Below are 15,124 nucleotides of genomic sequence, written 5' to 3'. Positions count from 1 at the left end.
GCCGACCGGAGGCCGTGCCAGGCCCCTGCACCGCGGGGTCCGAGGCCGGCGCGGGCCGGGGCCCGGGACGGTTCGGAGGCGGGGCGGACGGCAGTTCCGTGGGATCCGTGGCCGAGGCGGCCCTCGCTTCGGTGGGATCGGTGGGACCGGCGGCGGAAGCGAGCCCCGACGGCGGTCCCGTCATCGCTCCCGTCGGACCCGTCGGCTCGGCGGCGGAAGCCGGTTCCGGCCCCCTCGGGCCCGTCGGCTCGGCAGCGCGGGCCGGTCCTGGCCTCAGCGACCCCATCGACCCCGTCGCTCCCGTCGAAACCGTCGGCTCGGAAGCGCGAGCGGTCCCCGCCCCCGTCGGCCCGGAAGCGGGCGTCTGTCGCGGTTCCACGGGCCCGGGCGTGTGGCGCGGCCCGTCGGTGGCGAGCCGGAGCTCGGTGACCTCCGCTCGCCGCAGGGGCGCGGTGTCCTCCCCGTCGTGCGTCATGACCTCTCCATTCGGCACCCTCGCACCCCGGGCGGCCGGATCGGCCCGGGGGTGGTACGGGTACCCGGGGCGCCGCCCCCGACACGGCGCCCGAAGGAGTGGTTCAGTCCTCCACGACGAGCGCCGGGGTGCCGGCGGTGAGGACCTGCCCCCGGAAGAAGGCCGGGTCGCGGCGCCGCATCACCAGCATGATCACCGCGCCGAGGACCAGCAGGCCGACCCCGATGACGAAGACGGAGCCGACGCCGAGGACGGCGGAGCCGCTGCCGTAGGCCGGGTCCCACATGTCGTACAGCGTCTTGCCGAACACGGCGGTGAGCAGGATGCCGCCGAGGACCGGGAAGAAGCCCTTGAACAGGGCTTCGCGGGCGGAGCGGGTGAGGTCGCGGCGGAAGTACCAGGCGCAGGCGAACGCGGTGAGCGCGTAGTAGAAGCAGATCATCAGGCCGAGGGCGTAGATGGTGTCGACCAGGACGTGCTCGCTGAGCAGCGACATCACCGCGTAGAACACGCCGGTGGCGACGCCGGCGGTGACGGTGGCCCGGCCGGGGGTGCGGAACCGCTCGTGGACGCGGGCGTAGGAGGCGGGCAGGGCCTGGTACGTCGACATGGCGAGCACCGTGCGGGCGACCGGGATGAAGGTGGTCTGGAGGCTGGCGGCGGCCGAGGCGAGGACGGCGGCGAAGAGCAGGATGCCGCAGAGGTGGCCCATGACCGGGCCGGCCAGGGCGGCGAAGACGTTGTCGGAGGTGTCCGGGTTGGCCAGGCCCAGGCCGTGGGTGCCGGAGCCGACGGCCATCTGGGCGGCGACGCCGGTGACGAGGTAGGAGCCGACCAGCACGACCATGGCGATCAGGGCGGCCCGGCCCGGTGTCTTCTCGCTTCCGACGGTCTCCTCGTTGGCGGTCAGGCAGGTGTCCCAGCCCCAGTACATGAAGATCGACAGGGACAGTCCGGCGCTGAAGGAGGCGAAGGAGTCCACCGCGAAGGGGTTGAGCCAGGACCAGGAGAAGCCGGTGTGTCCGGGGAAGGCGCCGGTGCGGGCCTTGTCCAGGGCCAGGACGACGAAGAGGGCGAGCACCACGAGCTGGAGTCCCACCAGCGCGTACTGCACGCCCTTCGTCGTGGTCATGCCCCGGTAGCTGACCGCGGTGGCGGCGGCGATCAGGGCCAGACAGGTGAGGATGTGCACGGCCTTGTCACCGTCGAGGCCCGCCACCGCGTCGCTGCCGGTGATCTCCCCGGCCAGCAGCCAGAAGTAGGTGGTGGCGACGCCGGCGAGGTTGGACAGCACGATCACCGTCGCGATGACCAGGCCCCAGCCGCACATCCAGCCGACGTGCGGGCCGAACGCCTTGACGGTCCAGGTGAAGGAGGTGCCGCAGTCGGGCACGGCCTTGTTCAGCTCCCGGTAGGCGAAGGCCACCAGCAGCATCGGCAGGAAGCCCGCGAGGAAGACGGCCGGCATGTGCAGTCCGACCTCGCCGGCGGTGGAGCCGAGCGTGGAGGTGAGGCAGTAGACCGGTGCCACGGTGGACAGGCCGATGACCGCGCTGCCCAGCAGGCCGATGGAATTGCCGCCGAGGCCCTTGCCCCGTACTCCGTCGCCGGGTGCCGTGTCGCGGGCGTCCGGCCTCATCGCCGTCTGTGTCATGACACAGGACGCTAAATGCTGCGTTTTCGGTTGAGGGTGGTTCAGATCACCCGTCAAGCACCTTTAATTCGCAGGCCGAACCGGCAAACCAGCCGGTATTTGAACGGGGAATGACGCTAGCCGATCCACTTCATGAAGGCAAAGCGATCAGCGTCCGACATTCGGGAACCGAAGAGCCACCCGGAATGTCCGATTCCAAATCCGCCGGTGTGACGTGCGTCTCAAGCACCTCGGGCGCACGCTGGGAGGCATGACATCCCGGCTCGGTCGCGCGCGGCCGCGGCAGCCGTGGCAGTCGGCCCGCGCGCTGCTGGTACTGCCCGTCGCGCTCATCGTGATGATCACCGTGGTGGACATGCGGGCCCCCTACGACGTGCACCTCGGGCCGGCGCTGGTGATCGCCCCCGCGCTCACCCCCTCCTTCGCCGGCCCCCGCACCACCGCGGCGGTCGGCGCCCTCGCGGTGGCCGCGCAGGTCTTCCTCGGCGCCACCCACGGCGGGATCGGCACCACGAACCACATCGTCCAGATCATCACCCTCACCGTGCTGGTCGTGCTCACCGTCCTCTACAGCGCCCTGCGGATGCGCCGGCAGGCCCAGCTGGCCCGGGTCCGCACGGTCGCCGAGGCCGCGCAGCAGGTGCTGATGTGGCCGCTGCCCGAGCGGATCGGCGCGGTGCGCATCGCCTCCCTGTACCTGGCCGCCGAGGACGAGGCGCAGATCGGCGGCGACCTGTACGCGGCGGCCCGGTGCGACGGCGCCGTACGCGTGCTGATCGGGGACGTGCGCGGCAAGGGGCTGCCCGCCATCGGAGAGGCGGCGCTGCTGCTCGGCGCCTTCCGGGAGAGCGCGCACCGGCGCGTCCCGCTGACGGAACTGGCCACCACGCTGGACCAGAGCATCACCCGCTACGCCGCCGAGCTGGACCGCCCGGAGGAGGAGGGGGAGCGGTTCGCCACCGCGCTGCTCGTGGAGATCCCGGATCACGAGGCGGTCACCCGGATGACCAGCTGCGGCCATCCGCCGCCGCTGCTGCTGGGCCCCGGCCACGTCGTCACGGCCCCGAGCCTGCGCCCCTCGCCGCCGCTCGGGGTGCAGTACGGCGTCGAGCACGCGCTGGACGAGTTCTCCTTCGAGCCGGGCGACACGCTGCTGCTGTACACCGACGGGGTGGTGGAGGCCCGGGACGCGCGGGGCCGGTTCTATCCGCTCGCCGACCGGGTGGCGCGGTGGACCGGGGAGGGCCCGGAGGCGCTGATGCACCATCTGCGGCGCGATCTGCTCGCCCACGCCGGCGGCCGGCTCGGCGACGACGCCGCACTCATCGCCGTACACCGCACCACCGCCGAACGCCGCCGCCACCACGGGTGAGCGCCCGGGCGCGCGTACCCCCGGCCGGGACGGCGGGGGCGTTCACCTGTCCGTGCCGTGGTGTTCAGCCCGGAGGGTGGCCGGCCCCGCGCGGCGTTGCGAGAATCCGCCCCGCGCCCGGCGGCGGACTCCCCCGCCCGCTCAGACCCGAGTGAGGTTCCCGATGTCGGTACGACACCCGTTCCTGCGACGCCCGTTCCCCCGGCACCTGCCCCTGCGCCCCTCGTTCCCGCGCCGTCCGTCCCTGCGACGCCTCGCGCGGCCCCTGGTCGCCGGCCCGGCCCTGCTGTCCGCGCTGCTGGCCCCGGTGGCCGCGCACGCGGCGCCGGGCGGACCCGCGTCGGCCCGCTTCGACCTCCAGGCGCACCGCGGCGGTCTCGGCCTGACCACCGAGGAGTCGCTGGAGGGCTTCGGCAAGGCGCTGCGGCTCGGGGTGTCCACGCTGGAGCTGGACACCCAGATCACCCGGGACCTGAGGGTGGTCGTCAACCACGACCGGCAGATCAGCGGCGTCAAGTGCCGGGACACCGGCCCGCTCACGCCCGGCGACCCGATGTACCCCTATGCGGGCAAGTACATCAAGGATCTGACGCTGGCTCAGATCAAGACGCTGGACTGCGGCTACCGGCAACTGCCCGGCTTCCCCGGGCAGGAGGTCGTCAAGGGGTTCCGGATGGTGGAGCTGAAGGACGTCCTCGGCCTGGTGAAGAGCTACCGCGCCCGGGGCGTGAAGCTGAACATCGAGACCAAGGTGGAGGCGGGAGCGCCCGAACAGACCGCGCCGCGCGAGGTGTTCGTGCGCCGGGTGTACGAGGAGATCCACCGCTCGGGCATCGAGCGGCAGGTCACCATCCAGTCGTTCGACTGGGGCGCGCTGAAGGTGATGCACCGGCTCGCGCCGAGGTGGCCGCTGGTGGCGCTGACCAACTACGACTTCCTCCAGGTCGGCCGGCCCGGCGCGTCCCCGTGGCTGGGCGGGATCGACGCCGACGACTACGGCGGTGACTTCGTCCGGGCGGCGGCGACCCTGCCCGGCGTCACCACGCTCTCCCCCAACTACGGCTTCCCGCAGAGCGGCAAGGTCGGCGACCCGGGCTTCCGGTTCTACTCCGACGCGGCCATGGTCGCCGAGGCGCACGCCCGGGGGCTGAAGGTGGTGCCGTGGACCTGTGACGACCCGGCGACCGTGGAGGCGCTGATGAACCTGGGCGTCGACGGGATCATCACCGACTACCCCGACCGGGTACGGCGGATCATGGCCGACCGGGGCATGCGGCTGCCGCGCTCGTACCACCCGCACGGCCACGCCTGACGCGCCGGGCAGGCGGAACGCGGGCCCCGCCCCGAATGGGGCGGGGCGGGGCCCGCGCCCGGGTCAGGCGGCCGGCCTGAGGCCGGTGATCTTCAGGGTCTTCAGGTCGGACCGGACGTCGATCCGGCTGACCTCGGCGTGCGGGCCGTCGCCCCAGGTGAGCGTGACCCGGTTGGTGGCGTGGCCGGCGCCGGAACCCGTGTAGGTCACCTTCCACTTCACCGGCACGTTCTGCGCGAACAGGATGCCGTCGGCGTGCTCGCGCCGCTCGTAGGCGGTGACCGCCTTCCGGGCCTCCGCGGAGAGGTAGAAGCCGCGCAGGGCCTTGGCGCTCGCCGCCGCCGTGGGGTCGTCGGCGGCCCAGACGGCGTCGATGTAGGCGCCGTAGAAGTCGGCCACGTGCTGGGTGACGCCGCGCGGGTCGCCCTGGGCGGTGGCGGGCGCGGCGGTGGCGCGGGGGGTGTGGCTCGTGGCGCCGCCCGCGAGGGCGGGGGTGACGGCGGCCAGCGTGAGGCCGGCGGCGAGGGCCGTGGCGGTGAGGAGGGTCTTGCGGCTGCGCTCGGACATATGTCTCGTTCCCCCGGATTCTTCGTGACCGGGCCGATCCCGGCCTTCGACGGTCTCTAAGACCGCTTTCCGGGCGTTCCGGTTCCGTGGTCGGGGGGTGGTTTCCTCCGGTCCCGCCGAGGGCGGGTTGTTCCGGTCTTGGCGGGGCGGGTTGCCCCGGTCCTGCCGGGGCTCGTGCCAGGGGGCTGTCTTCCGGTCGTCGCGGGTGCGGCGACCGCCCGGCCCGCCGTACGGTCCGTCGTACGTGTCGTACGACGAGGGGCGGGGCCGGGGTCCGGGAGGTGGGTCGGACCCCGGCCCCGGGTCTGTCACGGCTTGCGGGCCACCGCGCCGTACATGGCGACGTCCTCGTCCCGGACGCCCTGCGCGCCGTCGTCGGGGTGCCACTTGTGCACCTGGACGATGCCGGGCTCGACCAGGTCCAGGCCGTCGAAGAACTCGTGGGCCTCGGCCAGGGTGCGCAGCCGCATCGGCATTCCGCGGGCCGCGTACTCGCGGGCGACCCGGCCCACCTCGGCGGGGGCGAACTCGGCGGTGCCGATGGACATCGCGAGGTAGCTGCCGGAGGGCAGCGGCTCCAGCAGCCGGCGCACCACGCCGACCGCGTCGTGCTCGCCCAGCATGAAGTGCACGATCGCGATGACGGTGAGGGCGACGGGCCGGCTCAGGTCCAGCGTCTCGCGCAGTTCGGGGGCGCCCAGGATGGCCGCCGGGTCCCGGAAGTCGGCCTCCACGTACGCGGTCCGGCCCTCGGGCGCGCTGGCCAGCAGGCCCTGGGAGAGGGTGAGCACGATCGGGTCGTTGTCGACGTAGACGACCCGGGACTCGGGGGCCACGGCCTGGGCGATCTCGTGCAGGTTGGGCGAGGTCGGGATGCCGGTGCCGATGTCCAGGAACTGCCGCACACCCGCGTCCTCGGCCAGCCGGCGCACCGCGCGGTTCATGAAGTCGCGGTTGGCCCGCATGTGCACCGGGAACGCGGGCCACTCCCGCGTCATCGCCTCGCCCGCCTCCTTGTCGGCGGGGTAGTAGTCCTTGCCGCCGAGTATGTAGTCGTAGATGCGGGCGGAGTGGGCGTTCTCGGTGTCGATCCGGTCGGCCGGCCATCCGTTGTCGGGCAACGCCGTGTCTCCCATTCGGGTCAGGGGTCGGGCCCTCGCGTCGGCACGCGCGGGGGCGGTTGCGCGGGGTGGTGCGACGGGCGGATACGGTCGGCGGCTCACCACTCCTCGCGCAGCCCGGCGAGCAGGGTCTCGGTCTTGCGGGCGGACGGCGCCTGGGCGCTCAGCCGGTCCAGGGCCTCCCGGTAGACCACCACCTCGTCGGGCTTGTCCAGGTACTCGGCCCTGGCCAGGCCGCTGAGGTAGGCGATGTCGGGCAGTTCGCGGGCGCGGAACCGGAAGAGGTGGAAGGCGCCGCCCCACAGCGCGGGATGCGGTCCGGCCGCGAACGGCATGACCTGCACGGTGACGTTGGGCAGCCGGCCCAGCTCGATGAGGTGGTCGATCTGCGCGCGCATCACCTCCGGGCCGCCGACCGGCCGGCGCAGCACGGTCTCGTCCATCACCACCCACAGCCGCGGCGCTTCGGCCCCGGTCAGCAGCTTCTGGCGGCGCGTGCGCAGCGCGACCCGGCGTTCGGTGATCTCGGCGGGGGCGTGCGGGTAGGACGCGGTGAGCAGGGCGCGGGCGTAGTCCTCGGTCTGCAGCAGGCCGTGCACGAACTGGTTCTCGTAGCCGCGCAGTTGCACGGCGGCCTGCTCCAGGCTGAGGTAGGCGGGCAGCCAGTGGGGCACGACATCGCGGTATGTGTGCCACCAGCCGCGCTTGTTGGCCTCGCGCACGGACTGCAGGAAGGTGTCGACCTCCTCCCGGTCCGTGACGCCGTAGACCTGGAGGAGTTTCTCGGCGTCCGCGAGCCGCAGCCGGGCCACCTTGGCGGCCTCCATGCGGCGGATCGTGGAGTGGCTGACCCCGATGGCCGCGCCCGCCTCGGCGAAGCTGAGGCCGGCCCGGGTGCGCAGTTCCTCCAGCCGTCTGCCGAGGATCATGCGCAGCACGGAGGGCGCGCCGCCCCACTCGGTCTCCACGGTCACGCCCACCCCCTCGTCGGCTTCGGCCGTCCGCGCAGGCGGATCGGCTCCCGGCCCATTCGATCACGTTCCGTCGGATGCAGCATGCACTTCGCCACTTGCAAATTTCAACTTGCCGGTTGCGATGCCTGGTTGGCAGGTGCCAGAGTGGTCCCGCTGCTCCGGCCCGACCCACGGAGCAGGCGGCACGTCCGGTCCGGGCAAGACAGGCCGCCGGCAGGGCCTTTCCGCAGGTGGCGCGAGCATGCGCCGCCCGGACGGCCGGTCCGTCGGCCGCGACTTCGCGCACGGGGCCGGACGAAAGGCGTACGGCGATGACTCCGTCCTCTCCCCCGACGGCTCCCCCGCCCGGCCGCCGGCCACCCGCCGCCGCGGACCGCTCCCGCGCGGCGGGGGCCGCACCCGGTCCCGCCGGCGGCCGGCGGCACCGGGCGGGGCGAGCGTGCCGCCCCGGCACGCGGGCACCGCGCCGCCGCCGGGCGGAGCGGGCACGGTGCCCCGCCCTGTGAACCACCCGGAGGCGAGTGTCCTGGTCGACTCCCTGGGCTCTGCGGCCCCGACCGGCTCGCCTCCGGGGCTCCCCGCACCCCGGGCCGCCTTCCCCTGAACCGCCTCTCCCCCGCGGCGCCGGGGCCGGTCCGAGGCCGGGAGGCGGGGGTACCGGCCGTGCCCGGTCGGCGGAGCGGACATATGCTGCGAAATGCCGCCCCGAAGGGAGTGCTCATGGCCGACACGCCCACCGATCCCACCGCCGCTCCGGCCTCCACCGGCCCCACCGCCACTCCGGCCCCGCAGGACCCGTCGGCGCCGACGTCCCCGCCCGGCTCCCCCGCCGGTGAGCTGACGCTGCGCCCGCTCGGCTTCGAGCACCTGGCCGCCGTACTCGACCTCGGTCACCGGGTGTACGACACCGAGGCGATGCCCTACACCGGCTGGTCGCTGTCGGCGGTCGCCGGGCATCTGGACGCACCGGACCCGGCCTGTCTCGTGCTGCTCGACGGGGACCGGGTCGCCGGGTTCGTGCTCGGTTCGCTGTCCTTCGAGCAGCGCGCCGACTGGGGTTACCTGGAGTGGATCGCCGTCGACCCCGACTACCAGGGGCGCGGGGCGGCCTCCCGGCTGGTGCGGGAGTGCTGCGCGCGACTGGCCGAGGCCGGCGCGGTGTGCGTGGTCACGGACGTGGAGCGGCGCAACACCGCCTCCGCCGAGCTGATGCGCCGCAACGGCTTCGCGGAGGAGGCCAGCGTCAGTCTCTTCGTCCGGCCGCTCACCGACGCGTCCGAGGCCGGCCCGGGCCGGGCCCGGGGCGGCTCCGGGCCGCGCCGTCATCTCACCCGCGCGGCGGCCGAACGGGTCCGCTGACGCCGGCCCGGCCCGCCCCGGACCCTTCTCCCCGGTCCCGGTCCGCCCTGGCCCGGTCTCCCCCGGCCCGGCTGTCGGCGTCCGGCTCGCGCCGGGCCGCGTGGCGGCGGTGGTCCGGCCAGCGCACGTCGTAGGCCCAGCCGAGGCGCTCGAACCAGCGGATCAGCCGGGCGCTCGCGTCGAGCTGCCCGGTGAGCACGCCGTGCCGGGCGCTGGTGGGGTCGGCGTGGTGCAGGTTGTGCCAGGACTCGCCGAAGGACAGCGGGGCCAGCCACCACACGTTGCCCGAGCGGTCCCGGCTGCGGAACGGGCGGGAACCGGCCGCGTGGCAGATGGAGTTGATGGACCAGGTGACGTGGTGGACCAGGCAGATCCGGACCGGTCCGGCCCAGAACAGCGCGGTGAGGGCGCCCTGCCAGGACCGGGTCAGCGCCCCGCCGAGCAGGGCGGGCAGGGCCAGGGAGGCGAGCACCAGCAGGCCGAAGCGCCGGGAGACCAGCATCAGGGCGCGGTCGCGGACCAGGTCGGGCGCGTAGGCGCGGGGTGAGGCGTGCTCGGTCTCGAACAGCCAGCCCACGTGGGCGTAGAGCATGCCCTTGGCGAGGGCGCGGGGCGAGTGGCCGTACCGCCAGGGCGAGTGCGGGTCGCCGTCCCGGTCCGAGTACCTGTGGTGCTTGCGGTGGTCGGCCACCCAGGTGATGAGCGGGCCCTGCACGGCGAGGCTGCCGGCCAGCGCGAGGGCGATCCGCAGCGGCCGGCGGGCCTTGAACGAGCCGTGGGTGAAGTGCCGGTGGAAGCCGACCGTGATGCCGAGCCCGCTGACCAGGTAGAAGGCGACGGCGAGCGTGAGGTCGACGGGGCTGAGCCCGTGCCGCCAGGCCAGCGGGACCGCGGCGAGCAGGGCGAGGAACGGTACGGCGACGAAGACGCCGATCATCAGCTGTTCGCCGGTGGGCCGGGACCGGCCGCGAGCCGCGGCCGGCGGGGCGGCGTCGGAGATCTCCAAGGACATGACGGCCCTTTCTTCCGTCCGGGCGGACTAGCCGGCGGCGGTGAAGGCGAGTACGGCGTTCTGGCCGCCGAACCCGAAGGAGTTGCTGACGGCGGCCGCCATCCGGTGCGGCCGGGGCACCTTGGTGACGATGTCCAGGTCCATCGCCGGATCGAGCGTGTCCAGGTTGGCGGTGGGCGGGATCAGCTGGTGGCGCAGGGTGAGCACGGTGCAGGCCGCCTCGATGGCTCCGGCGCCGCCGATGGCGTGCCCGATGGTGCCCTTGACGGCGGTGACGGGCGGGGGGCGGCGGAAGACGCGGTGCAGCGCGTTGTGTTCGGCGGCGTCCCCCTGCGGGGTGGCGGTGCCGTGCGCGTTGACGTGGTCGATGTCCTCGGGGCCCAGCCCGGCGTCGGCGAGGGCGGCGCCGAGGGCGCGGGCGGCGCCGTCGCCGTCGGGGTGCGGGGCGGTGAAGTGGTGGGCGTCGCAGGAGGCGCCGAACCCGGCGAGCAGTGCCTGGGGCCGGGCGCCCCGGGCGCGGGCGTCCGCGGTGCGTTCCAGGACGAGGACGGCGGCGCCCTCGCCGAGGACGAAGCCGTCCCGGTCCCGGTCGAAGGGGCGGGAGGCGGCGTGGGGGCTGTCCGCGCGGCGGGACAGGGCGCGCATCTGGGCGAAGCAGGCGGCGGTCATCCGCAGCCGGGCCGACTCGCTGCCGCCGGCCAGGACCAGGTCGCAGCGGCCGGACAGCAGCCAGTCCCGGGCGAGGCCCAGCGCGCTGGTGCCGGAGGCGCAGGCGGTGCTGACCACCATGTTGGGGCCGAGCGCGCCGAGGTCCAGGGCGATCTCCGCGGCGGCCATGTTGGGCACGCTGCGCGGCAGCGCCAGCGGGGAGACGCGCTCGGGGACGGCGGCGGCGAGCCGGTCGAACTCGGCCTGCCAGCCCTGCATGGAGCCGGTGCCGACGCCCATCACCACGCCCACCCGGGTGCCGTCCCAGTCGGCCGGGGCGAGCCCGGCGTCGGCGACGGCCTCGCGGGCGGCGAGCAGCGCGAAGGTGGTGAACCGGTCGAGCCGGCGGGCCAGCCGGTGCCCGAGCAGGGCGGGCGCGTCCAGGCCGGGGACCTGGCAGGAGAAGGCCACCGGCAGTCCGGCCAGGGCGGGGTCGGCGGCGGCGGTGGACTGCCCCGCGCACAGTCCCGCCCAGGCCGCGTCCCGGCCGATGCCCGCCGGGGTGATCAGGCCGAGTCCGGTGACGGCGACCGGGGCCCGGGGCGCGCCTGTGTGCACCTGTTGCATGAGCGGTGATTATCCGGACCGGACGGGCCGGCCCCGCGCCACGACAGCTCGTACGGCCGGGGATGGGGCGCGCTACCACTCGGATGCGCGAACGCGGCGAGCGGATCCGCCTGCGTGGCGCGCCGATACGGTGCCTGCCCGTCGGGACCGGCCGGGCGATGCGGTGCCCGCCCCGTCGGATCAGCCGCTCCCCTTCGCCCCGCCCGCCCCCTCCCCCAAAGCCCGGACCGCGGTCGACCAGGCCTCGGCGAGGGCGGTTTCCAGGGCGGTCACGGGGTGGTCGGAGGTGTCCAGGCGGAGGGCGGGGCCGATGTGGACGTGGACGCGGGGGCGGCGCAGCGGCGCGGTGGCCCAGCCGGCGAGCTGCTTGGCGCGGCTGCCGGAGGAGACCCGGCGGGCGCCGGCGTGCCCGAGCGGGATCACCGGCGCCCCGGTGGACAGCGCGAGCCGGACCGCCCCGGACTTCAGGCGGCCGGGCGGGCGGTCGTGGGAGGCACGGTAACCGGGCAGGCCGCCCTCGGGGTAGATGAGCACGTCCCGTCCGGCGGCCAGGGCGTCGGCGGCGTGCCGGAGGGCGTCCGGGGCGCGCCGGCTGCCCCGGTGCACGGGTACGTGGCCCTCCCGGGTGAGGGCCCGGCCGAGCAGCGGCACCCGCCACAGTCCGGCCGTGGCCAGCACGGCGGGACGCACACCGAGCCGGTGCAGGGTGCCGAGGAGCAGGACCGGGTCGAAGAACGAGGTGTGGTTGGCGGCGAGGAGGCGTCCGGTGCCGGGCGGCCGCGCCAGGTGGCCGGTGCCGGTCACGCTCGTGTCGCTGAATACGGGCACCAGTGCCCCGGCCCACGCCGACAGCATCGGGCACTCCTCTCCGCCGCGCCCCCCCCCGGACGCCCATCGTCGCCCGCGCGCCGCCCGCCCGCACCCCTCTGCCCCGAATGCCCGTCCGGCGTGCGGCGGCCGGGGGCCGGTGGCTGAATGACCGGCATGGACTTCCTCGCCGCGTACGACGCGCTCCCCCAGGACGACGTCCCGCAGCGGGTGGCGCTGCTGCGGCGGGCCATGACGGCCGGCAGGGCGGAGCTGTTCGCCGAGCTGCGCGCCCACCGGCCGGTGTTCGCCACGCCCATCGGTGTGTTCGTCACCCGGCACCCCGATGTCCTGGAGGTGCTGTCGGCGCCCGAGACGTTCACCGTGGGGGTGTTCGGCCCGGCGTTGGAGGACGTGCTCGGCGGGCCGTTCATCCTCGCCCGGGACGGCGCGGACGTGCACTGGCGCGAGCGCGGGTACGGGCAGCTGATGCTCGCCGCCGAGGACGCGCCCCGGGTGCGGGAACTCACCGCGCGGATCGCCGACGAGGTGCTGGACGAGGCGGTCGGCCGGGGCGCGGACACCTTCGACCTCGTCCAGGACTACGCCCGCCTGGCCGCCGCCCGGGTCGCGGTCGCCTATCTGGGCTTCACCGGCATCGAGGAGGAGACGCTGCACTCCTGCACGCGCCGGATGCAGTGGGCGTTCGCCATCAACCCGGGTCGTGACCCGGAGATCCACGCGGCGGGCGTGGCCGCCGGCCGGGAACTGCACGACCGGGTCGCCGAGGTGATCGCCCGCCGCCGGGCCGCGCCCGGCGACGACGGCCCGGACGATGTGCTGGGCCGGATGCTGAGCACCCGGCTGCCCGCCGGATACGGCTTCGACGACGAGCGGGTCAACGCCAACCTGGTCGGCTATCTGTCGGGCTATCAGCAGAACGCCACCCAGTGCACGGCCACCGCGCTGAAGGAACTCGCCGTGCGTCCCGAGGTGCTGGCGGAGGCGGAGCGCGCGGCGGGCGAGAGCGACCCGTCACGCTTCGACTCCTATGTGTGGGAGGCGCTGCGCTTCCACCCGTTCGTGCCGGTCACGCCCCGGCTGTGTGTGCGTGACCATCTGCTGGCCGCGGGCACCGGGCGGCAGACGCTCGTCCCGGCGGGGAGCGTGGTGCTGGCCTGTTTCGCGTCGGCCATGTCCGACGAGGAGGTGCTCGACGCGCCGGACGAGTTCCGGCCCGGTCGCCCGCCCGCGCACAACCTCGTCCTCGGCTACGGCGCCCACGACTGCGTCGGCCGGTACGCGGCCCGGGTCATCGTGCCCGAGCTGGTGCGGCGGGTGCTGCTGCGCCCCGGCGTGCGCCCGCTGCCCGGAGCCGAACGCGCCCTGGACTACGCGGGCACCCCGTTCCCGCAGCACTACACCGTGCGCTCCGGCCGCGACGCCGTGCCCGCGCCCTGACCCGGGGCCCCGGCCCGGGCCGCGCACCGGCCCCCCCGTGAACCGGCACGATCCACGCACCGACGATCCGTGAACCGACCGATCCGTGAACCGACCGGAGGACCGATGACCGTCACGTCCCGACCGCCGCAGGAGGGGACGCCGCCCTGGACCGGGGCCAGGGACAGGTCCCGGGACGGGCTGCGCAACCGCTTCGAGACACATCTGCTGACCCACTACGGCCGGGCCTGGCAGACGGCCCGGCGCAGCCGGTGGCTGCACCGCAGGCTCAACTCCCGGCTGATCGACCTGGCCGTGCTCAAGGCGCCGCCGCGCCCCAACCCGCTGAGCACCAAGGCCCCGTACACCTCCTGGGACTCGCTGACCGACCGGTCCTGGGTGGGCCGGCAGCTGCCGCCGGTGACCGGGCGGCGGGGGGACCTGCCCGCCCCGGAGCGGGTGGCCGAGCTGTTCCGGCGCGAGGGCGAGGGCCGCCGTTGCGCCCGGTCCAGCGCGCTGCTGCCGGCGTTCGCGCAGTGGTTCACCGACGGCTTCCTGCGCGGTCACGCGGCCACCGGCGACCCGCGGCGCACCGACTCGCCGCACACCCTGGACATGTGCCAGCTCTACGGCGACCGGGAGGAGGTCACCGCCTGTCTGCGCGCCTTCAGGGGCGGCCGGCTGAAGAGCCGGATCGTCGACGGCGGCGAGTTCCCGCCCGCGCTGTGCGAGGACGGGCGGATCAGGGAGGAGTTCCGGGCGATCCGGCCGGTGCGGTTCGAGGAGGTCCCCGAGGAGTTCGTGGACACGCTGTTCGCGTGGGGCGGGGAGCGGGCGCACGCGCACATCGGGCCGATGGCGCTGAACGTCCTGTTCCTGCGCGAGCACAACAGGGTCGCCGGGCTGCTCGCCGACGCGCACCCGGACTGGGACGACGAACGGCTCTTCCAGACCACCCGCAACACGCTGATCGTGCTGATGATCCGGGTGATGCTGGAGGAGTACATCAACCACATCACGCCGTACCACTTCGGTTTCGTGCTCGATCCGGTGCGCACCGACCGGGGGGTGTGGCACCGGGAGAACCGGGCGACGATCGAGTTCAGCCTCGTCTACCGCTGGCACAGCCTGATCCCGTCGACGTACACCATCGCGGGCCGGCCGGTGCCGCTCGCGCACACCGTCGCCAACGGGCAACTGGTCCTGGACCGGGGCCTCGGCCCGCTGTTCCAGGATCTGTCCCGGCAGCCGGCCGGTCTGTCCGGCCTGTTCAACACCGACCCGCTGCTGCTGCCCATCGAGGAGCGCAGCGTCGCCGTCGGCCGGGAGCTGCGGCTGGCCCCGTACAACGACTACCGGGCCTACTACGGCTTCCCCCGGGTCACCGACCCGGGGCAGATCTCCGGCGACTCGCGGGTCCAGCGGGCGCTGATGGAGGTGTACGGCGACGTGGACGCGATCGATCTGCACGTGGGGCTGTTCGCGGAGGAGCCGGAGCCCGGGGCGATCTTCGGCCGGCTGCTCGAACGGATCATCTCCGTCGACGCGTTCTCCGAGGCGCTGAACAACCCGCTGCTGGCTCCCCGCCTGTTCGGGCCCGCCACCTTCTCCCCCGAGGGCTGGGAGATCATCCGGCACACCCGCAGCTTCTCCGACCTGGTGCACCGCAACCTGCCGGAGGACAAGGGGCGTTACGTGGTCTCGCTCGGCCGGAGCGCGGCGGACGCCCGGGCCGCGGCGGCCTGAGCCGGGCGGG

At 74.5% G+C, this 15,124-nt stretch carries 12 protein-coding genes; 5 read left to right on the top strand and 7 right to left on the bottom strand.

The genetic code is table 11. The features are described 5' to 3' along the window. Positions 1–578: 578 nt before the first annotated feature. Positions 579–2,129, bottom strand: a complete 1,551-nt coding sequence (locus IE251_RS16805; RefSeq protein ID WP_189753778.1) for an APC family permease — start codon at positions 2,127–2,129, stop codon at positions 579–581. Between the two features lie 250 nt (positions 2,130–2,379). Between IE251_RS16805 and IE251_RS16800 the strand changes: the two genes are divergently transcribed. Together IE251_RS16800 and IE251_RS16795 are read left to right on the top strand one after the other, a co-directional pair. Further along, positions 2,380–3,501 carry a PP2C family protein-serine/threonine phosphatase gene (locus IE251_RS16800; RefSeq protein ID WP_189753777.1) on the top strand — a complete coding sequence of 374 codons (1,122 nt, stop codon included), beginning with the start codon at positions 2,380–2,382 and terminating at the stop codon, positions 3,499–3,501. Between the two features lie 163 nt (positions 3,502–3,664). Further along, complete coding sequence (locus tag IE251_RS16795; RefSeq protein WP_229896802.1) at positions 3,665–4,813, top strand: glycerophosphodiester phosphodiesterase family protein; 1,149 nt, start codon at positions 3,665–3,667, stop codon at positions 4,811–4,813. Positions 4,814–4,876: 63 nt separating this feature from the next. Here the strand turns inward: IE251_RS16795 and IE251_RS16790 are convergent, their stop codons facing one another. From IE251_RS16790 to IE251_RS16780, 3 genes are all read right to left on the bottom strand, one after another. Next, positions 4,877–5,380, bottom strand: coding sequence for a hypothetical protein (locus IE251_RS16790; RefSeq protein ID WP_189753776.1), 504 nt, complete (start codon positions 5,378–5,380; stop codon positions 4,877–4,879). A 308-nt stretch (positions 5,381–5,688) separates the two neighbouring features. Beyond that, positions 5,689–6,501, bottom strand: a complete 813-nt coding sequence (locus IE251_RS16785; protein ID WP_189753775.1) for an SAM-dependent methyltransferase — start codon at positions 6,499–6,501, stop codon at positions 5,689–5,691. A gap of 98 nt (positions 6,502–6,599) precedes the next feature. Continuing rightward, on the bottom strand, positions 6,600–7,475 hold the full coding sequence (locus tag IE251_RS16780) for a Sco1979 family transcriptional regulator (RefSeq protein WP_189753774.1): 876 nt from the start codon (positions 7,473–7,475) through the stop codon (positions 6,600–6,602). Between the two features lie 720 nt (positions 7,476–8,195). Between IE251_RS16780 and IE251_RS16775 the strand changes: the two genes are divergently transcribed. Next, positions 8,196–8,834 carry a GNAT family N-acetyltransferase gene (locus IE251_RS16775; RefSeq protein ID WP_189753773.1) on the top strand — a complete coding sequence of 213 codons (639 nt, stop codon included), beginning with the start codon at positions 8,196–8,198 and terminating at the stop codon, positions 8,832–8,834. Here IE251_RS16775 and IE251_RS16770 read toward each other — a convergent pair. The 3 genes from IE251_RS16770 to IE251_RS16760 form a co-directional block, all read right to left on the bottom strand. Beyond that, positions 8,803–9,846, bottom strand: coding sequence for an acyl-CoA desaturase (locus IE251_RS16770; RefSeq protein ID WP_189753772.1), 1,044 nt, complete (start codon positions 9,844–9,846; stop codon positions 8,803–8,805). The two genes, IE251_RS16775 and IE251_RS16770, sit on opposite strands and share 32 nt — an antisense overlap. A gap of 27 nt (positions 9,847–9,873) precedes the next feature. Further along, positions 9,874–11,121: a beta-ketoacyl-[acyl-carrier-protein] synthase family protein gene (locus IE251_RS16765; RefSeq protein ID WP_189753771.1), complete on the bottom strand. Its 1,248-nt coding sequence runs from the start codon at positions 11,119–11,121 to the stop codon at positions 9,874–9,876. Between the two features lie 180 nt (positions 11,122–11,301). Further along, positions 11,302–11,976, bottom strand: coding sequence for a lysophospholipid acyltransferase family protein (locus IE251_RS16760; protein ID WP_189753770.1), 675 nt, complete (start codon positions 11,974–11,976; stop codon positions 11,302–11,304). A gap of 120 nt (positions 11,977–12,096) precedes the next feature. On the opposite strand from IE251_RS16760, the gene IE251_RS16755 reads away from it, so the two are divergent. Next, on the top strand, positions 12,097–13,389 hold the full coding sequence (locus tag IE251_RS16755; RefSeq protein WP_189753769.1) for a cytochrome P450: 1,293 nt from the start codon (positions 12,097–12,099) through the stop codon (positions 13,387–13,389). 105 nt (positions 13,390–13,494) lie between these two features. Further along, the gene (locus IE251_RS16750; protein ID WP_189753768.1) at positions 13,495–15,114 is read left to right on the top strand and encodes a peroxidase family protein; all 1,620 of its coding nucleotides are present in this window, start codon (positions 13,495–13,497) and stop codon (positions 15,112–15,114) included. Positions 15,115–15,124 lie beyond the last annotated feature (10 nt).

The organism is Streptomyces eurythermus (assembly GCF_014649115.1).
In the GTDB taxonomy this organism is placed as follows: domain Bacteria; phylum Actinomycetota; class Actinomycetes; order Streptomycetales; family Streptomycetaceae; genus Streptomyces; species Streptomyces eurythermus.
The sequence above is the reverse complement of the archived record's forward strand: the minus strand, read 5'-3'. Positions and strand labels throughout refer to the sequence as shown.